The organism is Vibrio sp. 704 (genome assembly GCF_033339295.1).
Genome location: NZ_JAWOUH010000001.1, coordinates 501,237 through 522,095, shown reverse-complemented (window position 1 = coordinate 522,095; position 20,859 = coordinate 501,237). Strand labels below are relative to the sequence as shown.

Here is a 20,859-nt window from a genome sequence, read left to right as displayed (position 1 = left end):
TGCCTTTTTGTTAGAGTTAGTGAGAGGTAACGAATCATTTCTTAGCATTTAACGCTTAGTAAGTTGTTAGCTAATAGTTTAATGTTATTGATTGGTAAGGCTAAGGATCTTCTCCTCTAATTGAGACGCGTACTTAGGGGAGTCTGTTTTTTTAACTCCAGCTTCAAGTAATTCGATATAGTCATCTAACCCTAGAGCTTTGTGAATATCACTCTTGACTTCTAAGAATGAGGCTTGAAAACTTTCTGGATAGTTCTGAAGCTTGTTAATTCCAACATCAATTCTTTCTAACGCTTTTGGGAAGTTTTCCTTTCCAAACAATGTTTTAGACAACCAAAAATATACAAATGGGTCATCATCACTATTGTTGAGAAGCTCTAAACAAATCTCCTCGGATTTATCATATTGCCCTAGCAAACAATGAGTTTCTGCGATCCTACGTGCATGGAAAGAACTCTGACGTCTAACCGACTCATAAAAATCAAGCGCCAAACGCAAATAAATTTCAGCTTTGGGATCACTCATTCTGAGGTGAATTTTTCCAGCCTCACGATAGAGGTCTCCTACTGAGTTTTTAGTGTAGTCATCAGAAATTAATGATAGTGGAGGTAAAGGCAAGCAGTCGAAAATATCTAAGAACTTATCTGGATGATTGAACGCCCAGTCCCCTGCAAAAAGACTAAATGCTCGATACGAGTGATCATAACCAAATGCCATCGATTCCTTAATAATTAGTGAAATGCGGTCAGAGTACTTTTCATTGAGCTCTTTTCTATGCTTTCGCATTGATGCACGAGAAACTAACTCAAAAGAGGCTAGTGCTACAGAGATTGAAGGACTACTTTCTGTTTGCCAAGCATCAAGAATTTCTTCTATTAATTGCTTTGCTTCTTCAGCTTTATCTGATCTTGAATAAATTCTTGCTAGCTGGAGCTTCACTTCATACATAGAAGCATACTCTTGGTTAAGAGTAACAAACTCGGTTTCAGCTTTTGATTCTTCGTCTAATCTAAGCAAGGACTTAGCATAGTGGTGCATAACAAGCTTGAGCAGTTCAATATCTTCTGTCACCAACTCCTTAAGCTTTAAAAAGATTGGTAATGATCTTTCCAATTCAGATTTCGCAAAATCTATGGACGTTTCTTTGTCCAACAAGTAAATGTTTTCTATCGACTCTATAAGAGCCAAAACTTGAGTTCGTTCTACTTTAGGCAAAAGACTAATTATGCTCTCAAGCTGATCTGATGGTGTTGCAATCTCACTCTTATTTAATGTAGAAGGTACGCTTGCAATCAAACTTGAGTACAGATAGATACTATCACTAGTAGACTGGTACAAACTGTAAATTAGCTCTTGGTGTCGATGTGATACTCGCAAAAATGCAGCCCACCTCTCTGCTTCGGCATTTTCTAGGTAATCCTTCAATAGGATTGAAATATTTGCCTGTTCCATATCAAGGTTTGCTAGGGCTTCAAATACGACATCGTGTACTTTCAAAAAGCCAAGATTAGATTTGGTAACAATAGTAGACTTAATTAGTTTTCTTACACCAATAGGTTTAATCGAAGCCTTAGCAAAATCTAAATCAATGATTTTAGTTTCGCATGCTTTCAAAAATGAAAGTTGAGTAGCTAAACTTCCTTGAAGGTGACCAAGTAATCTTTCTGTAAGCTTCTGGTTTTTGTCATCTTCATATTCCAAAATAGCGTCACAGTCACTGTCAATATCTTCCCACTCGTAGTCATCTGAACGTATATTTGCATTCATTAGCCCATAAATAAGAGGATAGCCACCGACAACATCGTAGAGCTTCTCAAATGTAGATTCAGGACACGGTGTTTCGGTGTCGTACTCTAAAATAGATTTAGCAACTTCAATAGATAGTAGTGGTAGCTGCCAATCACTTTCATCGACAATATTTCTTCGCGTAGCCAAAATAACCGATTTGTTAGAACAGATACCTTCGAGGTGTTGTTGGCTTACTGGTGCAAGTAAATTGTCAAGAATTAGAAGTATTTTCTTTGATTTAAGAAGTCCAAGAATATTGACCTGATGTCCATTGCGGTAAACATCATAGTGTCCTAGATCATCTAAGTTTTGTACTTCAGAAGCATCCAGCCATAATGCTAGATCGAACTCATCTTTAATAGAGTTTGCTGTAGCTATTGCTAGGTTCGTTTTTCCAGCCCCTCCAAAACCTGCGACAACACATGAATGTCCTGTTAGTAAGCGATGAGATAACTCAGACTCTATGTCGGCTCTCGGTTGGTAGGAATCTTCGACTTTTGGAAGGGTTAAGTTGAGAGCAGATTCATTTCGGATTGTTTGAATCGACGGTAAGAAATGCGCTAAGCGTTCGGTTACGGCTTCATCGAACAATAGCTCATTGACAATATACTCGGCAGTTTTACGGGCATCCCAAATTATCAGTTCTATTGAATCTGTTGCTTCAGCATTTGTTACTAATTCTGTTACACGCCGTTGCGATCTCGGCGGGCACTCACGATTACTTAATAAGAAGAGAGTTTTTAGTGACTCGGGATAGTGCTCTAGTGCATGAACTTTGTCGTTCTCTATTTTTCTGAAGTCAGTAAAATATCCGGCATCGGTACTATACTCAGCTACGATTTGGCCACAAGAAGAGAAGGTATCCACGACATGGCCTACAGGGGCTCCAGCTAAATTTGTCCCTCGATGATTTAGCTCATAGTCACTAAAGACTTGCTCAACGATAATGTATCCAAAACGTTCGAATGTCGCTCCCGTTAAGACTTCCGACATCTCTTTTGTTATGCGTGCGATATATGTATTTCTTAACTCTTGTTTCATCTTCACTCCTAAACATAACCATAGCATGTATGATATTGAAGCTTGGCCTATCCAACACTAAGAGAGAGCACTGGCAAATCTCATCGACTAAAGCAATAGGTATCATATTCATTATCCAATTGGGGTCAATAAATAGAAAGCAATATTGGGTAAGGAATTGATACCACGCAGGAATGGGGCAAGTCAGAGCCAAAAAATATCAGCTAGTTCGAAGATGGAGAGTTCTGGCTATCAAACTGCGAACTGTCTTGTATGGGATCTAGACAGAAGGAGCCACCAGATCTGCTAACTTTGCATGGTGGTAAAAGAACGTGCTATTGAACTATGTTAGCCATATAGCTAACACTTGCTTTAAAAGACGAAAACTTAACTATATGGCTAACATTTAGGGTCAAAAATGAGTACACGCTACGAAATCGGCAAGCAGGTAAAAGAGAGCAGAAAAGCAAAACTATTGACTCAAGTGCAACTTTCAAAAATCACTAGCATTAACAAAACAACGATATCAGAAATCGAAAACGGTCGATTCACCGGGTCATATGACATTTTTGAACGAATACTTGATTCGTTAGATTTACAGTTTTCTGTAATACCTAAAACCCACACCCTCCCAGATTGGGATGAAATTGAAAACATATTTAAAGAGGATGAATGATGGGAATCTCCGAATGAAGTACCCCTTGGTCGGGCTACCATCATTTCGAAGCAATAGTTATTCAAGACGAACTAGACACCCTAAGCACTCACCGAAGCCTGCACTTAACAAAGAAAAAAGCCGAACGATACAACACGACGTTATATGGTTCGGCTTTACCCACCCCTATCCCTAGTAAACCTTGAACCTTTTCAGTTACTTGCCTCAGCATTTTCACCTAGTCAGAGACAGATTACAAGGTTATCCGAATACCTGTACACGACCCCCAGCTCTTTAGCAGAGGTGGTGCTCTATGATGAAAGGTATTAATCTTTGAGTTGGCATCCAACTCTGATTTGAGGATTAAGCCCCTCTATGGCTGTTTGGGTTTTCAATACGATCCTAAAACGGCATTAACTCGCTCTGCAAGCCTAGTTTCATCAATTTTTGATAGAAAGCAAATTGCATAGGCAATAGATGTTTAGCAGAAAATACGTTTGAGGCGTCACTATTAGTAGTTTCCCCATATCGCTTCGCCCAATCTACAATGTTGTTTGAACTAGATATGATTTTGCATTCATTTTCAAATTTATCTATTAATTCACTCGTATCAGAGCACTCTATCACTTTCCATAAATACCAATGAGCTTCTTCGTTATCTGAATGCACAATACCCTTGAGATCGTTCATAGACGGTTCAAAGCGAGTCGGTTTTACGCCAAAGTGCTTATTCCATTGAATCAGTCCGGCACGATATTGATGTAAAAGTTTATAGCAACCGTCGTTTTCTATTACCACTACCCTCAATACACTCAACCCTTTTTTGTATTCTCGAGATGGACCTAGACGGATTTGGTGTTTGAAAATAATATCGCCAGATAACTTAACGTAGTTCACCACTAAGTTTTCACCATCTGGTAGGTACTGATAATAAAGATGCTCCAATTGCCTCTTCAAAAAATGGCCATAATTATTGATGAAGTAACGCATTTGCCGCTCCGTAGCCAAAGCGTGACCATTTAGCCACCTAGACGCCAGAGAGCTAGAAGAGCCTTTTAAGCCGGCTTTCTTTTCAATATCTTTGTTGGTGTACCCACCTTCACGCTTAGCGATTTTCAGTAACTGCCTAGTATATTTATATTTTTTCTCGTTGTTCATAGCCAACAGCCCCTTCCTTAGTAAGATAGCCGATGGTAATTTAACCATCGGCATTTACTTAGTCATCCCCTAAGTAATCATCATTGTTAGGGTTGTGAGCGCCCGCCCAATCGTCCATATCAGCATCATTATTTGGATTGTTGATATCAGACCAAAGATCTAGCTCATCCTGTGACATGTCAGATAGTTCCATTATATCAACCTCCTACTTCTTGCCTTGATAACGTGAATTGTTTGGATTCATTTGGTTAGCCCGATTGTCCTGTGCTTTTTGGTAAGTCGAGTTATGTCCGGACGTACCTTTATTCGCATTTGATTGATCAGCTTTATGGTTGTTCTGTTTGTTACTCATCGTTCTATCTCCTTTGTTTGATGAACGAAGATATTGTATGAAAGAAGATTTCGTAACGACGATGATAAGACTGTGATTCTCAGGTGATATCGAGTGATTACCAGTGATTATGGAGTTTATAGGGACGACAAAGAAAGAAAAATTGCTCCTACAATCTTTATAAAACCGTATGGATTGCAACTCTACCTCTGTTTTATGGACTAATAATCTTCAATATTCGTCTGTTTCTGCCTATTTTTTCAAACTTATCGATAGCCAAAAACTATCAATAATAGTATATCAATAATTAACACCTACTAATAAACATCGCATAATTCTTTGAAATATCTAGATTGCTTAAAAAGTAGCAAAATCACTTTATTAGCATTTTAATATATTTTTGCAATAATATCATAAACTTACCAATCTTTAGCTTCGCCATTAATTAGACTATTGTGGTGTTATAGAACTATCAACACAGAGTCTTTTATGCAAAACAAAATCGTTAAACAGCCGCGAGTATCTAATGAAATAATCCTTTCGCTTAATCGGTGGAAACGAGATTTAGAAAAAGCTAAACACCATGTGCCTTTCATAACAGTCCGCCATGTCAACAAAGTAGGTCGCCGTCATTGGATTTATTGCCCTCGCCAAAGAAGGGATGTACACCTTCTTTCCGACGGTGAACTTGGCGCATACAAAATTTTATTGTGGCAACCTGAGACCGTTCGCGTCGAAGAGCAGTATGCGTTAGATATTGATGAATCCTTGGATATCGCAATCTCAGGCAACATTGTTCACCCCCGCGATTGGAAAACGAATTTTGCTCATATAATGACCACGGATTTTGTGCGAACAACACGAACGCAATCCGGGGCTAGGCAGCGCGTCGCGTACACGTTTAAGTACTGGAACCAGCTTTACGAACGATGTACAGATGGGAACATTAAGCAAATAAATCCGCGAACGTGGCAAAAATTCGCGATTGAACGAGAGTATTGGCGTCGACGAGGTGTCGAATACCGTATCATCACAGAACGCGACACTACAAAGGCTCGCATTTGGAACATCAACAGTTTTGAATTGGCCCATAACCTGAATCCGGCTCAGTCCGAGTTAATTGAGTTTGGAGAGAGCTTCGTTGAACAGTGGATGGGAGCACCGAATGACGAGCTGCAAGATCACCTCCAGGACGTTGCGTCAAAACTTGGATTGAGCTTCAAGCGTAGTCAATCGTTATTTAAGTATTGTGGATTGCACCACTTGTTACCCCTCAATACTACCCGCTACCTGAGACTTTTCCTTCCTCTGGAGCTAACTCTATGATTTATCAGGGCATGCGCATATATTCGGAGGATGCTGTAACCAATTTGTTGGTCTGCCATGCAAACCTCCACTTAAAAAAAGCTGCTATTGCTGATGTTAATCAGTTCCATAGTCGCGATAACATCTCCAAGCCTGTGGTGATGCGCTTCGACCAAATCACACAGCTCATTAATAAACAAGGAATGAAGACTCAGCCTTATAGCTATCCAGCTGAGATGAGCTTTTCTGACGACGAGTTGACCCGTCAGAAACGAAGCAAATGGTTGGCAAAGCGCGATGCCAAGTTTAACCGTATTTACCCCATCTCTAATGAGTCGTACATCAATCAATACCTGTATGGTGATGGCTTAGCGGAAGAAGTTATCGAGCTTATGAAGGAACAGCTTGAGGCAGCCCCTGATAGCGCATGGAGATCCCGAGGAGCATATTACAACGCACTTAACCGTTACATTGTATTTGGCAGCACTCCCAATGCGTTGCTGCCCTTTGGACTAAAGCAATGCGGCTCTAACTATTTACATATCGAAGAGCCCGGTGAGGACAACGTGAAGCGTGGCAGAGGTGGTGCTGACAATCGAAATAGCCGTTCTAAAAGCTGTGGAGTTACTAAAAAACACAAGATACAGCTACAGCAAGTAATCTCTTGCCTCAAGAACTCCGATGGCAAGTTTACTTTCTCACGGGTTAGGGATGTTTTTAATCTTAACTTTCAGTCTCACATCATCGAGCGAGAAGTCGACGGGATAACATCGAGAACTTACAAAGCTTTTGATGAGTCACAAACTATTTCCGATGATCAAATCCGTTACCATTTTAATCAAATTTTGAGTCGTGCCGAGTTTAAGAAGATCAAATATGGCCCACTGCTCTACGAGAAAGACCATGCAGACCGCCAAGGTGAAGCTCACGATGGTGTGATCGGCGCGACTCATCGATATGAAATTGATGCGACCGTACTTGACGTGTATATCCGGTATGAATTTGATAACTCCGGGCGTTACACTATGGGACGGCCTGTTCTGTATCTCGTCATTGACGTCTTTTCGACAATGATCGTTGGAATGTATTTGGGGTTTGACGGCCCCAATTGGCAAGGTGCATCTCAAGCAATGGTCAACGCTTGCCTCGATAAAGTTGAGTTTTGTGGGCGTTTTGGGATCCCTCCGGAAGCAGTTAATTGGCCTTGCGCCGAAATTCCCGTGCAAGTGACCGTCGATAATGGGAATGAACACACCAATGCAGTGATCAGCTCAGTACTGCGCTCTGAAATTGGGATACGGGCATATAATTTTGTTGCAGTATTCCGAGGTGATGCTAAGGGTATCGTCGAGAGAAAATTTGGCGTGTTAAACGAACAGTCGATTCACTTTCTAGCCGGCTCAATTCCCGAGAAAACCGAACGTGGCGAGCAGCATCCATCAAACCGAGCAGAAGAGACTTATAACTCCATAGCAGCTAGGATCTGCTTGGAGATCATGTTCCACAACAATTCAGCAAGTCGCATTCATAAACTTGATAAAAATGCTATTCGTTCTGACATCGACATCACCCCACAGGCCCTTTACGTCCATTCCTTACATCAAGAAATGAACGGGGGGCGTCCATCCAAAAATGAAGATCCTGGAAGGATTTATTGGGCGTTTTTGCCTGAGGAAACAGCAACTGTTCGTAGCAATGGAATCCATTTTGAAGGGCTTGTTTTTCACAGTGATTATGCCAAGAGAGCTGGTTGGTATCAGAGAGCAAGACACAATGGTGCATTCAAAATTCCTGTAAAGCGCCCACGCGATTGGAGCACTCACCTTTGGCATAAAACTCCTGAAAACGAATACATCTGCTTTTCATTGAAGAATACAAATAGCGAAAACCCATTTATCGATACTCACTGGGAGCCTTTAATGCACTTACTTGAGCAGTTCAAGGATAAGTCGCATCAAAACAAACTCAACCGCCGCAAGTTAATGGCAACTAAGCAAGGGCTGCTTGATGCTATTGAGGCTGAGAATCGAGCGCAGATTGCAGGGATCCCCGAAAGCAATCGCAAGTCCATGCAGACCGGGATTAAAGGGAAACAAGCTTTATACAAAGCACTCCTCGCCCTCTATCAAATGATTGATTTCCACCAGACAGTGGCTGACGAATCCCTGCCTGAAACTGAGCATCTGTCGCAGCAAGATGATCTTGATGACGAACTTTATTTGTAGGAATACTATGTATATTATCGAAGCAGATTATCAGCCTCACCCTGATAACAACCTCAATGACAATCCGCTTACCGAAGCCCTTTCGGTCCACTTAAACCAGAAAACTTTCCTAGATGGAATAACTGTAAAGCCGAAGATCCAATCTGACTTTTGGTCGTTGCCGCCGTTCTATCAGATGACACAGCTCCGGCAACTCACCGATTCACACTTACCGTTACCACAAACTTGGAGCATGTATAACAAGTTACTAGGGCTGATGATTTACTCATATATCAAACGGCACCCACTTTCTAGAGATACTGAACTACTGAAAGCTCGTGTCGCTGAACAACTTCGAGAAGGAAAGTTCCCCGTTGGTATCCCTGTCGGCATGACAACTGCGCCTACAGTGCTTGTGTCTGGTGACTCTGGTACTGGAAAAACAACAACCATCCGTACAGTGCTTCGACGGATACCACAAGTTATCCGACATACTTCGTATAAGGGGCAACACTTCAGAAACATGCAACTGACGTGGATTAGCTTTGACCTTCCCCCAAACGGTGCCCCTAAAGCCATGGCCAACAATTTCTTCATAGCCGTAGATCAGGCTATGGGGACCAGCTATGCAGCAGAATGGGGAGCAAGACACAAAGAAAGTGTCGACAAACATTTGTCAGGAATGCAACAGGTTGCTCTTGAGCATCATTTAGGGCTAGTACACGTTGATGAACTTCAGTTTATGTTAGCTTATGCTAAAAACGCTAATTCACCATCGCTTCAAATTCTAGAAAGCTTGTTCAACAAACTTGGGATCCCGATTGTGCAGAGCAGCACCGAGGCAGGAGTTGCTCTATTCGATACTTTAGATACCGGCGACCACCGAATTGGTTCAGATATAACGACTGTGCGCCGCATGTTGAATGATCGAGCTTTCAAATTCTCCAATCACAAACTAGAAAGTGACTACTTTCAGCAGCTATTCAACTCTCTTTACCCGCAGTCGCTGATTGTTAAGTCTGAGGGGGAAGATCAGGCAGCATTGCTTGAGAAATTTAAAGCGCGTTTTCATCAGCTAAGCTGTGGACTGCCAGCCATCATGATCAGGCTCGCGTTGCTTCATCACGAAACGTTAGTGACCTTGCTGGGTAAGTCAGAGGATGAGCAAAAAGGTTATCACACATATCAAGTAGGCCTACTCAACCGAGTCTACAAGAATCAATTCGGCCTTATCGACCCCGCCCTAGCCCAATATCGCAGCGGCAATAAAACGGAGTATGAAAGCTCAATTCGAACCGATACACACAAGTCGGTTTACAGTAACAAGGAGCTGCAAAAAGAACAGAAAAAATGCCCGAAGAAACAAGCTCAGTTAGTTAAGAACGAAATGCCTCAAGACCAAAACTTAATGTTGGGTCTTGATACGAATCCCCTGGACCCCGTGTTTCTGACAGGCTTTGAGGAGAGCAACAATGTATAACCAGTATTTGTCTAAACCGTTTCCTAACGAACACCTCTTGAGTGTGCTTGCCCGTTGGTTTAACCATACCGGTAGAAATGACTTTCTCGTTACTGCAAAACTGATATCGAACAATGTAAATGCCCTAAGCCCTGCGGCGGTATGGCGAAAAGTGTATTGGGATATCTCTCGTCAATTCGTTGATAATCTAGGATGGGATGCCATTGTAAAGCAACATACTCTTGTTCCTTACTATGCGCCGTTTCTAACACATCAAGATAGAGCACTATTACTCACTGGTGACGAGGAACTATCACAAACACGAATTAAACCCGCACAACAAAAACTGATTAAGCAGGCACATAACTGGCGGTGGTGCTCTGAATGTGCTGAAGAAGACTATGAGAACTATGGAACGCCATACTGGCACACTTATCATCAACTCCCTACTGCATTAACATGTTACAAGCATAACTCGCTGCTACATTCATTCTGTCCAAAATGCAATTTTAGTTATCAAGATTTCCAGAAACACTGGCTGCCTCCAATAAACAGAAAGTGCCCAAGCTGTTCAAAACAAATTGACCATTCTTCAATTTATCAATCTCCACTACTACATTGGTTGAGTAGCGCTAGTTATCACCTTCAAGAGAATGGATTGAGAATACAGAACGCGGCAATACTAAAAGTAATGAAAGAGAAAATCGGTTATGAAGCGCTACCTTCAAACATCAGTGTTTCGATCAGAAATGAATTATCTCAACTACAAAAAGAGTTTCAAGACTGGCTACCAAACGACGTTGTAGATCATTTTTACAGCAAACCAGAACAACACATTTTAGCTAGTACGAACAAAGTTTTGAAGATTACCTCAATCGTTTACCGTGAACACTCGGCACCACCATTAAGCATCTTACTAATATTGAAGTTCTTAGGTCTGGAAGCAGCTACCTCTGAGTTACTTACATAGCTTTTTGAGTGAAGGAGAGCCATATACCAAAGTTTGTTCCCACCCTCTTTGAAGGAGAATCACTATACAGTTGGTTAGCTCGATGGGGATTACGCTCCGGAATGCCATCAAAGCGAATAGCATTAAAATATCTAATTGGGGAAAACCATCTCCAATTAATGTCATTATTGCCTAGCTATGCTGGCATATTAGCTAATTTGTCCGGTCTTTCTGTTAAACAACTAATTAACGAACATAGCGCATTACCCTACTGGCAGCTGTTCACCTCACGAGAGACCTTCAAATCTGTACGCTCTGACATGGCTCAAGGCGATACACATACAGCGTATTCTCGGCTTTCGATTATTGCGAGTCGGGTTTGCGAACCGCGAGTTATTCGATATTGTCCGCTATGCTGTTCAAACGATGTGCATTCTCACGGTGTCGCTTTCTGGCATACAGAGCATCAACTTCCTGGAGTGACTGCTTGCTGTACTCATCAAGTAAAATTGATATCTGTTAAAAGATCGCGCAGCAGTTTGATACTTCCACCTCAATTGCACCACACACCTCATATTGATCTTGCTACGAAAACATCGGTAAAACTAGCTCAGCTGAGTCGAGAGCTGTTAAGTTCTGATTTCCAGCATTTGGATAATGAGAGGTTAATCTACGCTTATAAAGTTCGTCTGGCAGAAAAAGGTTATGCATCTGAAAGCCTAAATGTTCGACAACTGGCTTGGCGCACTGCACTTGAAAATTACTGGAGTGAGTTACTCCCTGACGTCTCAGTCAACTCGGTATTTTCATTAGGTAAAAATCAACAGTTTCCTGCGTGCATGACCAGAGGTCTAGCATCTAACCATCACCCACTGAAGCACCTATTGATGATCGGCGCACAATTTGAATCTGTTGATGATTTTATCCGCTTTTATCAAGGCGCAGAAATTACGCATCAAAAGGTAATTGAGCGAAATGCTTTGCGAGTCAATACAAAACAACTTGAAGCGAAACAAGAAAAAGAACAGCAAGCGTTAAGAAAACTAAAAGCTGGTCATAGCCTACGACAAGTAGCCAAAGACCTAGGCGGTAGCATTTCAACATTCAAACATTTAGCAATAAAAAATGGCGTAGAAGTTAATCGCCGAGCTCAGAAACTTTTTGAACAACAACGTCATTCAATCTGGAATCAACTGGTTGATGGCAAAACAACGCAAGAGATCGCAACTAATATTGGCTGTTCCAATGGAGCTGTTGAGCAAGAGCTTCACCAGTACCCAGAGTTATTAAGTCTACGAGCTAGAATCCGATTCTTAAGTAAGAGACGTGAGCATAGAGAGAAACTAATCTCTACAAAAAATCGCTTCGAAAAACCAACTCGAAAACAGATTCAAGACGCAGCTAGATCGGCATACACATGGCTGTTCAAACACGACAAGCAATGGCTCTATACCCAGCTACCCGCAGCAATCCCTCGTAACTCTAGACGCACCTCTAGAAATGATACTCATGACAATGGCAATAAGAGTACAAGTTAAGTTTTTACACATAACAGACTAATGCTTAAGAGGATCCCCTAGTGGCACTGATTAGTGATGACATAGTCATTGCTGTGATTACAAAGCAATTAGATAATATTTACCCGCGTATTGTTGCCCTCGATACACACAGTACTCAAAGTCGTTATGCATTTATAATGATGCGGTTGTTTAAAGCACTTTTTGACGTAATTGAAAATGATGATTGCATCGAGATCTACAAAGTAGATTATCAGTTAGAGTCCGCACTACCTACATTGCATTTGATAAGTTCTTCCAACGTTGACGATAAATTACTGGAAGCACTGTTTGATGATTTTACACCTTTGCTCAGAAGAGTAGCCGCAGGAAAACGCTTGGATTCCCACCCGTTAAATTGCGAATGATAATTATTAGGTTAATTGCCCATCCTTAAATGAAACCAAGTATAAACGATAGTGTTTGTATCAAATGCTCCGTTGACCTCACACTCGTAGTCACAATTTTAATTCAGGATCGTTTTAGATGAACCACGTCCTTTCTATGATTTGTCACAATCTTAATTACAGATTCTTGTGAAATTAGCCTTTTTAAATCAGTCCGCTCAGTCACAAACTTAATTGTGAGATGACAGTAGTCTCTAAATCGACAAAGGCGAACCGTTTGGTTCGCCTTTTTGTTTTTGGTGTGCCGCCCTAACACTTGTTGATACATCGAGAAGGAATGATGGCTAGTTATTGTTTGCACAAAAGTGATTTAGAAATACAGTAACTTCTGAGAACCTTTGAATTAGCACTAATATCTCAGAGCCTTAAAGGCTTGTTGGAAACTCCTCATGAACACTATGCTATGCAGGTGCTATGTAGTTTCTAGTTCAGTTGCAGTAAGTCCCATTTATTACCATAGAGATCTTGGAACACCACCACTGTCCCGTATTCTTCCACACGAGGCTCTTCATTAAATACAACACCATTTTTCTTCATCAACTCGTAGTCACGCCAAAAATCATTAGTTTGCAGAAACAGGAAAACACGACCACCTGTTTGATTTCCTACTGCATGCGTTTGCTCCGGTGTACTCGCTTGAGCTAAAAGTAGGTTTGTACCATTGGAGTTTGGAGGAGAAACTTGAACCCAGCGTTTACCACCACCTAGGTTGGTATCTTCAACCAGAGTGAATTGAAGTTTTTGAGTATAGAACTCGATAGCATCGTCGTAATTTTCAACGACTAGAGCAATGTTTCCGATTTGCTGCTGAACAGTTTTGGCCATGATGATTTCCGCTGTGTCAAAACGCTAATTGTACGCTATTTTGAGACTTTTCCAGAAAGCACGTAACGCCTTGCAAAGGTTTAAGGCACACAATACGAATGTTTACGCACAGCGCCTTTGTCACTAGAACCGACAAACAATATAGCTGCCACCAGTGTCGAATCTTGATTGAGCAACTTATTAAAGCCTTAGCTATAACTCAAGAGTAAACCTCTAACCTAATAACGAAGGCTGCTCGTATACCATGGTATTATAGTTCTTCTAGTTTTCCCTTAGCTAAATCTTCTTGTTGCTTAAGGAACATGAAGAAGTTTGCCTCACTGATAAACGGGTTACCGCTTGTGCCGAGCTTCTTCCTATTTTCAAAAAGGAAATTTTTATGTGGATGGTTCGAAAGGTTAACGTTCACAATAGGTGCCTGTAGTGAAATTTTTCTAATTTTCTCCATGCTAGTCAGGAACTGGCCAATAACTTCTGGATCATTGCTACTTACGCTATGCCCACCAACGATAAAAGCACGATATTGTTCGCCATTATCTTCAACAGCGAAGTCTAAGGAATAATCACCTTCCGTGTGGCCAGGTGTGAGATAGAACTTAAACTCATGTCCACCAATAGCCATAGAGCTATCGCTTTTTATCTCTATGTCTAAATTTGGAGGAAGGAACTTGTTCTCACCTTCGCTTTTGTTTGATTGCTGTATAGATAGTTCATGAGCGCTTTTGGTCATCACAACTTTGGAACCATACTTCTCTTGAAGTAACTGGGCGCCTCCAACATGGTCAGAATGCCCATGAGTTACCAATATGTGCGTTATTGGCTTATCTTTTAGCCCTAGCTTTTCTAGGTTGATAGGTATCCACTCAGAGTAAGGGAAATCAAGCGTATCAATGATAACCAGTCCGTCGTCTGTAGCAATGGCATATGATGAGACCCACTTGTCTCCTACATAATAGACATTATCAAACATTTGAAATGGTTCTACATAACCGTTCTTATCATTCATTGCTGGAACATATTGACTTAAAGAAGCAAAAGACGAAGCACTTAAAAGTAAACCTACAACAATTTTTTTCACGAAATCACACACAAATATATCCTTAATAATTTCTTATAGAACCTCGCGGATGAGAAAGCTCTAAACGATTTTCAGACGCAAATACAACTGCAAATACTTTCTACTTAGCTTTAGTTTTAGCTGACCGAATCACTTGTAAACTCGAATCCCATTAACTGCCTATGTATTCATGATTCTTTTAGAGGTTAAATAAATGAACTCAATTGAAGCAGAGTCATGAAGCTTCAATTGAGGTTACCGGCACAGCACAATGTGATAAACCTCTTTCAAGCAAACATTTGAATGCGATTTTTCCAATTTAAGACATGTTCAATAAATGCATCAACTCTTGCAGGCCTTTTATCGCGGTCTCGATACATAATGAATACTTCTTTACCCGAGCATTGCCATTCTGGCAACAAAGGCAGCAGGTTATGTTGATCATGGTTTAGCTCATGAAAGTAATAGGTTGGAATCCACGCAATTCCTAAACCATGGATGACGGCGTCTCTAACTAGCAGTACATCATTTGAAGTGAATTGAAACTTTAGCGGATGATCAAATGTTTCATTGGTGATTTGATTAACTAATTTCCATTGGCTGTCGTTGTTTACCGTAATTAGGCGATGATGAACAAGTTGTTCTGGATGGGTAATCGGTTGGTGTTGTTCTAAATAGCTTCGTGATGCACAAAGCGCAAATGGAATCGACCATAATTTCTGAGCAATCCAGTCTTGTTCAATAAGATCACCAAGACGAAAACTAACATCGACACGGTTAGATACAAGATTGATTTTTTCATTCTGTACATCTAAATCGATACATATCTTCGGATGTTGCTCTGCAAATTCATAAACGCACCGCTTTAACCACATCTGTGTCATGTTAATTGGCGCTGATATTTTGATCGTTCCGCTTAAAGACTGACGCTCAGTCGCAATTCTCGATGTCACATTATTTAAGCTAAGAAGTAACGGCTCACAGAGTTGATAATATTTTTCGCCATCAGTTGTTAACGCAAAGTGGTGTGCACTGCGGTTAAATAGTCTGCAATTTAAGTTTGTTTCCAGCCTTTTTAACTTCCGGCTTAGCGTGGCTAACGGGACATTAAGACGCTCAGATGCTTGTGTTAGGCTTTGATAGCGAGCAACAGAAACGAATAACAAAAGATCATCCAAAGAGTGACGTTCCATATTTGGGATTAACCCTCTTAAATTTGGCTATTAAAAATCAAATATGAAATATATAGCATTATCGCGTCAAGTTAATTTTTATCAGGAAGATCTATGTCTAAGCATTTATCAATTTGGTGCGGTGTTGTTGTCGCTATCTTTTTTTGGTCTAGTAACTTTAACGCAATAAAGGCTATTAATAGCGATGTCTCTCCTTTGGATTCAGCGACGTTACGATTTTCCGTTGCAGCTTTAATACTCTTACTGATAAGAGGTACTAAACGCTCTCCATATGGAGCCAAACTCACACGAAAAAGTATGTTGTCGTTGTTTGTTATAGCAACCGTGGGTGTAACTATCCAAAACTTCTCTATTTTCTCTGCAATGAGATTTACTACCCCAGTTAACGCAGCGGTTGTTCAGGCAAACCTACCACTTGTCACTATCTTGTTGTCGGGCTTTATTCTCAAAACTTCCATTTCGGTTAAAACTATTTTAGGTGCACTAATCAGCTTTTGTGGAGTGGTAATCGTCATTACAGGGGGAAATATTCATTCTATTAGCAGCAATAGTAATATTGGTGATCTATACATGTTATTTGCTTTAATTAGTGGGTGTTTATACACAATTCTAGCGAAGCGTTTAACATCTCATATCCCAGTAACTCAGCAGTTACGTTGGGTGTTAAGTATTGGTGCCATTCAAATGGTCGCTATAGCGATGTACCACGGCGACTTTAGCCGTAGCTTAAATGCCATAACATTTAAAGACCTAGCATTAATAGCTTACATGAGCCTGTTTGGAACTTTGATTGCTTATTACTTTTGGATGAAAGGCGCTATCGTTCTTGGTCCAGATAAGATGTCTCCATTATTTAATATTATGCCGGTATTCACTCTACTGATTTCGTTCATTTCTGGTGAGCAGGCTCAATGGGAAAATGTTTTAGGCGTCTTTATCGTTGCGGCTGGTGTGTATATAGGTAACTCAGCACCTTTTGCTCGTTTACGGAAGGTGGTGGAGTAAAAATAGACGCCAACCTTAAGTCGCATTATTTAGAGCAATACTTTGTTAATTGGCATAAGTTTTCTTGGTTTCCAATAGGTACACTTTTCGCTTTCGTCGTTCACTCTTTTATCTAATTTTATTGAGTGCATGTCGAAAATCTTCAATCTTTTGCTAAGAGCGTTTTTTACTATGTAAAAAACAGAGGAGAATGACCATGAAAAAACGACTCAACTATATTGAAGTAGCGCCAAAAGCAATAGAAATCCTATACGCTCAGGAAGCTTACTTCCATGAACAATTTAGCCAATCAGAAACTATGAACATGATCATATGGGAACTGGTTAAGTTACGCATATCGCAAATCAATCAATGTGCATTTTGTATCGACATGCATAGTAAAGATGCGCTTAAGTTAGGTGAAAAGCCGGAACGCATATGGGGGCTTAGTGCATGGAAAGATATGCCATTCTACAGCGATGCAGAACACGTTGCGCTTGGCTGGGCTGAATTACTAACTGCTGGCCTACCAGTAGATGATGATACCTATCAGCTGACCTTGAATACCTTTGGAGAAGAAGCTATGGTCAACCTAACAATTGCGATCAACGCGATCAATAGTTGGAACCGAATAGTTAAGGCATTTAAGCCAAAGGTTGGAGTCTATAAACCTCGATAATTCTATTTGACGGTTCTTACTTGTAAGCCACTGCTTATGCCTCAACTTTATATGATGAAAAGTACATGTGTATCACTTTCTCATTTAAGTTGAGGTTAAATAGGATGATTCATTTGAACTTAGAATTTGATATTTTAAAACCTCAAAAGGCTTTAGCTGGCTATGTTCAAGCCATTTGGTCAGCATCCGTCAAACCTGATACGACGCAAACCGTACGTAAACAATTACTCAGTGATGCTGGTACAGGTGTGGTATTCATTTTACAGAATGAAGTACAAATGGATGGTGAGTGGCAAACGCCGGGGGTTGTCCTACTGCCTATAAGCATTCTCGCACATCAGGTCTGCCTACCGCCAGGCGCGGTGATGACTGGCGTACGCTTTCATCCTGCTGTTGGTTATCAACTATTTGGTAAACGTCTAGAACAGCTATTGCGGATTCAAGACGACCACCCTTTGGCTTCTTCTGCGCTAGCAACATTTGAGTCTCTGCAAACAGCGCGTTCGCCATATGCAAGGATTTCTACGTTATATCGCTGGGTTCAAACACTGATTGAGGAATATGAACCGCAGTATGTCGGCCACATTATTGAACAACCTACAGGGACCATCAGTCAGCGCCAGAGAGAGCGCAATTTTCAGAAATGGTTGGGGATTACTCCTAAACATTACCAACGCATTAAACGAGTGAAGCACACTTTAGAGCAACTCCGAGCGCAACCCGATCTTACTTTATCGGAATTGGCGCTGGAGCAAGGTTTTTCCGATCAAGCACACATGACTAGAGAGTGTAAGCAGATTGCGCGCATGACACCGAAGCAGTATGTCCGAAAGAGAAACCTCTAAGCCTTATTAGCTTTCTACATCAAACCCCATTGATTCAGAATCGACCATATACTTGTTACAATGTTCGATCATATATCACCTACTTTTTCGATCGCTCATTCCAGCTTGATATGAGCTGGTTAGCTCGCTTTTGATGCTGCGTGCTGCTCTACCATAAACGCGATCACTTCTTCGTTTAAGCAAGATTTGCTGATGTATTGGCGTTGTTTACCAAGGTGAAGGATAAAGCCCAAATCGGTTTGTTCGAGTTGGTCGATTTCACTCCAAGCGAGGCTGCGATCGATTTTACCGCTTTTATAGCGCACGCCATCTGCATTAACTTCAAACACTACTTTGCTGCCACGGCTTGAACTGATGGTTTGACGCCATAGCCACCAGGTTCTTTTGAAGTAAACGCTACACGCTTCAATCACACTCAATACGATAAAGAACCAACCGACATAACCGTTAGGTAGCAGTTCAAACTCCAATAAGACCACGCCAAAAATTAGAAACAATATCGCTTTTAGGTAAGCATGCGGGAACTTCGTTGGCTGGCTAGTTTGATCATAACACTCAGCAAAGAAAGGCTTGTCGAGTGTGTATTCTGTAGTGAATTCGAAATCTTTAGACATGTATGGTTACTTTAAGGCTTCTGTAAATGAGTATTCTTGGTTGCACTCTTGCAACGCGAGCATTGTAGCGCTTCTCTGGCTTTATCTTTAGCCCTTTTGATGCTGTTTTGTAAATCAATAATAACGAAACATTAGAAGACCTCGGTGCACTTGCCAAGATCAGACAAGGCGAACCATCTGGCTCGCCTTGTTAATTAATGACCTATGTAACTTCTTCAGGCTTTCTACTTTAGAGGGTCGTTGTCTGGCAACGCACTGTGTATCCATACTGCTAGTCGGTGTTTGATGCTTGCGCCATCTAGCTTGCTTTCCGGTAATGGCGTGATCTGTTTGGCATCGACCAAGAATAGGTAAATCGCTTTTACTCTTAGAGGTTGTGGTGACTGTGGAAGATCAAAGCCTTGTAGCTTCGCCATCTTCCCACCAATCTCTAGTGCCTTCTTAACCAGTTTGTCTTCATTGTGAAGCTTGGAGCTTTTTGACATTGATAAATCCTCTTCTTCGCTTCAATTAAGAATACATGAAGTGTCACGTATGGCGTGTTAGTAAGCTCGCATATTGATAAGTTTATGTCTTACCACCGAGTAACTGGTTGAAAAATAACCTTAATTCTTCGTCACCAAGGCTGAGCAGGTAGTCACCGACATACCATTCAACGATGGATTGATGTGGATGTGCCGTGACTTGCGGATTACCAAACCAAATGCCCTTTTCTGTAGCGAAAGTATGTTGAAGTTCTTTCAACTTTTCACAGCTGAAAGGCAGGATAAGGTGCAACATGTTTGCTCGAGGTGCTGCCGAACGGCATTGCTGCAGACACTACATAAGGTGTTCTATTAATGATTTATTTAGAACAAAGATCCTGTTCACCGTAAACGAGCCATTTCGGCAAATATGCGGTTTCTGGAATTGTCCAGCCATACTTATCGTATGCCAATGCAGCAAGACCAATCAGTTTCAAAGAAACATTCCCTTTTGGCGAATAACGAACATCTTCATTCATGTAGAACTGGTAATGCGCCTCTAACGCATCTTTCAGTGCTTCTTGATAATGCGCCTCATCGCCATCGATAATGGCAACAAACACATTCACAAATGGAATAAACAAAGAATGTACATAGGGCACTCTGGTTGATTCTAAGTATTGCGGAGAAGATTTCTCCATCACAGTTTGCAATAACTCAGGTAACGCTGATGAATTGCTAAATACACCGTTAACGAACTCGACTAGCGCAACATCGAATGGATCTTTTAAACGCACTAACGACTCATCCATGATGGTCATCAGCTCTACGCCGCGCCAATCTCTCGCGGCCATCGTTAAACAGATTTCATCCAACCAAGCATCCATCGTTCCCCCTGCAACAGAACGGTTACCTACTTCCGAACAATGTCGGTGCCCAACGGAGAATTCAACAACTTGCTCTGAATGATTGGCCAGTCAGTACACGTTATTCAGTAACTCAAGCGCTCTTTTTATATAAGCTGGCGAGGCATGATGTTGTCCATATTTTGAAGCAGTGAAGAATGAGCGGAGCGAATGCCAAGCATCGCCTTTCATTCTTTTGAGAGGTTGCTGATAAAAAGATTGTTTTTCATCAAGCATTTTTTCCCAAAAACTATAGAAACGTTCGTCTTCTTCACGAAAAATACGCAATTTTCTTTCTTCAGGTATCTCTAAATAGTGATTTTTCATTGGTTCCATCGTTCCCTAGCCTCGCATTATAAGTTGTTCTAATTTTTGCCGTGATGATAATCATCCTCAAAATCAAGCATTGAATGATGCCGAAGTTGTTTTATGAAATCAATTTATAATCAGTATCTTATATC

Annotated in this window: 19 protein-coding genes and 2 pseudogenes; 10 read left to right on the top strand and 11 right to left on the bottom strand. The window is 41.0% G+C overall.

All coding sequences use genetic code 11. The features are described 5' to 3' along the window. Window positions 1-84: 84 nt before the first annotated feature. Entirely contained in the window at window positions 85-2,829 is a 2,745-nt protein-coding gene (locus R7R24_RS02140) for a hypothetical protein (protein ID WP_318119410.1), read from the bottom strand. A 397-nt stretch (window positions 2,830-3,226) separates the two neighbouring features. Here R7R24_RS02140 and R7R24_RS02135 point away from each other — a divergent pair, with 397 nt between their 5' ends. Then, the gene (locus R7R24_RS02135; RefSeq protein WP_054577859.1) at window positions 3,227-3,484 is read left to right on the top strand and encodes a helix-turn-helix domain-containing protein; all 258 of its coding nucleotides are present in this window, start codon (window positions 3,227-3,229) and stop codon (window positions 3,482-3,484) included. Between the two features lie 381 nt (window positions 3,485-3,865). Here the strand turns inward: R7R24_RS02135 and R7R24_RS02130 are convergent, their stop codons facing one another. The 3 genes from R7R24_RS02130 to R7R24_RS02120 are packed head-to-tail and all read right to left on the bottom strand — an operon-like array spanning window position 3,866 to window position 4,973. Beyond that, window positions 3,866-4,669 carry a hypothetical protein gene (locus R7R24_RS02130; RefSeq protein ID WP_054579948.1) on the bottom strand — a complete coding sequence of 268 codons (804 nt, stop codon included), beginning with the start codon at window positions 4,667-4,669 and terminating at the stop codon, window positions 3,866-3,868. A 10-nt stretch (window positions 4,670-4,679) separates the two neighbouring features. Further along, complete coding sequence (locus R7R24_RS02125) at window positions 4,680-4,814, bottom strand: hypothetical protein (RefSeq protein WP_262663605.1); 135 nt, start codon at window positions 4,812-4,814, stop codon at window positions 4,680-4,682. 12 nt (window positions 4,815-4,826) lie between these two features. Beyond that, window positions 4,827-4,973 (bottom strand): hypothetical protein, encoded by a 147-nt coding sequence (locus R7R24_RS02120; RefSeq protein WP_049537239.1) that lies wholly within the window; start codon window positions 4,971-4,973, stop codon window positions 4,827-4,829. 564 nt (window positions 4,974-5,537) lie between these two features. On the opposite strand from R7R24_RS02120, the gene R7R24_RS02115 reads away from it, so the two are divergent. Genes R7R24_RS02115 through R7R24_RS02090 form a run of 6 tightly spaced genes read left to right on the top strand, consistent with a single transcriptional unit; the run spans window position 5,538 to window position 12,793 of the window. Next, window positions 5,538-6,278 carry a TnsA endonuclease N-terminal domain-containing protein gene (locus tag R7R24_RS02115; protein ID WP_191115907.1) on the top strand — a complete coding sequence of 247 codons (741 nt, stop codon included), beginning with the start codon at window positions 5,538-5,540 and terminating at the stop codon, window positions 6,276-6,278. Then, a complete protein-coding gene (locus tag R7R24_RS02110; protein ID WP_191115908.1) occupies window positions 6,275-8,482 on the top strand; it encodes a Mu transposase C-terminal domain-containing protein in 2,208 nt (735 codons plus the stop codon). The genes R7R24_RS02115 and R7R24_RS02110 overlap by 4 nt, the downstream gene beginning before the upstream one ends. A gap of 7 nt (window positions 8,483-8,489) precedes the next feature. After that, the gene (locus R7R24_RS02105) at window positions 8,490-9,941 is read left to right on the top strand and encodes an AAA family ATPase (RefSeq protein ID WP_054577855.1); all 1,452 of its coding nucleotides are present in this window, start codon (window positions 8,490-8,492) and stop codon (window positions 9,939-9,941) included. Next, window positions 9,934-10,890: a TniQ family protein gene (locus R7R24_RS02100; RefSeq protein ID WP_054577854.1), complete on the top strand. Its 957-nt coding sequence runs from the start codon at window positions 9,934-9,936 to the stop codon at window positions 10,888-10,890. The genes R7R24_RS02105 and R7R24_RS02100 overlap by 8 nt, the downstream gene beginning before the upstream one ends. A gap of 8 nt (window positions 10,891-10,898) precedes the next feature. Beyond that, window positions 10,899-12,407, top strand: a complete 1,509-nt coding sequence (locus R7R24_RS02095; RefSeq protein WP_213883430.1) for a TnsD family Tn7-like transposition protein — start codon at window positions 10,899-10,901, stop codon at window positions 12,405-12,407. Between the two features lie 41 nt (window positions 12,408-12,448). Continuing rightward, window positions 12,449-12,793 (top strand): hypothetical protein, encoded by a 345-nt coding sequence (locus R7R24_RS02090; protein ID WP_054577852.1) that lies wholly within the window; start codon window positions 12,449-12,451, stop codon window positions 12,791-12,793. Between the two features lie 462 nt (window positions 12,794-13,255). Here the strand turns inward: R7R24_RS02090 and R7R24_RS02085 are convergent, their stop codons facing one another. The 3 genes from R7R24_RS02085 to R7R24_RS02075 form a co-directional block, all read right to left on the bottom strand. Beyond that, a complete protein-coding gene (locus R7R24_RS02085; protein ID WP_005388788.1) occupies window positions 13,256-13,657 on the bottom strand; it encodes a VOC family protein in 402 nt (133 codons plus the stop codon). Between the two features lie 250 nt (window positions 13,658-13,907). Further along, on the bottom strand, window positions 13,908-14,735 hold the full coding sequence (locus R7R24_RS02080; protein ID WP_172462914.1) for an MBL fold metallo-hydrolase: 828 nt from the start codon (window positions 14,733-14,735) through the stop codon (window positions 13,908-13,910). Between the two features lie 266 nt (window positions 14,736-15,001). Further along, window positions 15,002-15,907, bottom strand: a complete 906-nt coding sequence (locus R7R24_RS02075; RefSeq protein ID WP_005376440.1) for a LysR family transcriptional regulator — start codon at window positions 15,905-15,907, stop codon at window positions 15,002-15,004. 93 nt (window positions 15,908-16,000) lie between these two features. Here R7R24_RS02075 and R7R24_RS02070 point away from each other — a divergent pair, with 93 nt between their 5' ends. The 3 genes from R7R24_RS02070 to R7R24_RS02060 all read left to right on the top strand — a co-directional run bounded on the left by R7R24_RS02070 (window position 16,001) and on the right by R7R24_RS02060 (window position 18,415). Beyond that, entirely contained in the window at window positions 16,001-16,912 is a 912-nt protein-coding gene (locus R7R24_RS02070) for a DMT family transporter (RefSeq protein WP_213883428.1), read from the top strand. A gap of 196 nt (window positions 16,913-17,108) precedes the next feature. Continuing rightward, window positions 17,109-17,570 (top strand): carboxymuconolactone decarboxylase family protein, encoded by a 462-nt coding sequence (locus tag R7R24_RS02065; protein ID WP_005376442.1) that lies wholly within the window; start codon window positions 17,109-17,111, stop codon window positions 17,568-17,570. 104 nt (window positions 17,571-17,674) lie between these two features. Next, a complete protein-coding gene (locus tag R7R24_RS02060; RefSeq protein ID WP_005376444.1) occupies window positions 17,675-18,415 on the top strand; it encodes a helix-turn-helix domain-containing protein in 741 nt (246 codons plus the stop codon). A gap of 119 nt (window positions 18,416-18,534) precedes the next feature. Here the strand turns inward: R7R24_RS02060 and R7R24_RS02055 are convergent, their stop codons facing one another. The 4 genes and pseudogenes from R7R24_RS02055 to R7R24_RS02040 all read right to left on the bottom strand — a co-directional run bounded on the left by R7R24_RS02055 (window position 18,535) and on the right by R7R24_RS02040 (window position 20,734). Then, window positions 18,535-19,029, bottom strand: coding sequence for a YcxB family protein (locus R7R24_RS02055; protein WP_149192049.1), 495 nt, complete (start codon window positions 19,027-19,029; stop codon window positions 18,535-18,537). Window positions 19,030-19,253: 224 nt separating this feature from the next. Next, window positions 19,254-19,514, bottom strand: coding sequence for a DUF5062 family protein (locus R7R24_RS02050; protein ID WP_005376453.1), 261 nt, complete (start codon window positions 19,512-19,514; stop codon window positions 19,254-19,256). An 82-nt stretch (window positions 19,515-19,596) separates the two neighbouring features. After that, window positions 19,597-19,833: pseudogene (locus R7R24_RS02045) on the bottom strand (threonine aldolase); the annotation flags it as partial. Window positions 19,834-19,873: 40 nt separating this feature from the next. Continuing rightward, window positions 19,874-20,734: pseudogene (locus R7R24_RS02040) on the bottom strand (immunity 49 family protein). Window positions 20,735-20,859: the final 125 nt, after the last annotated feature.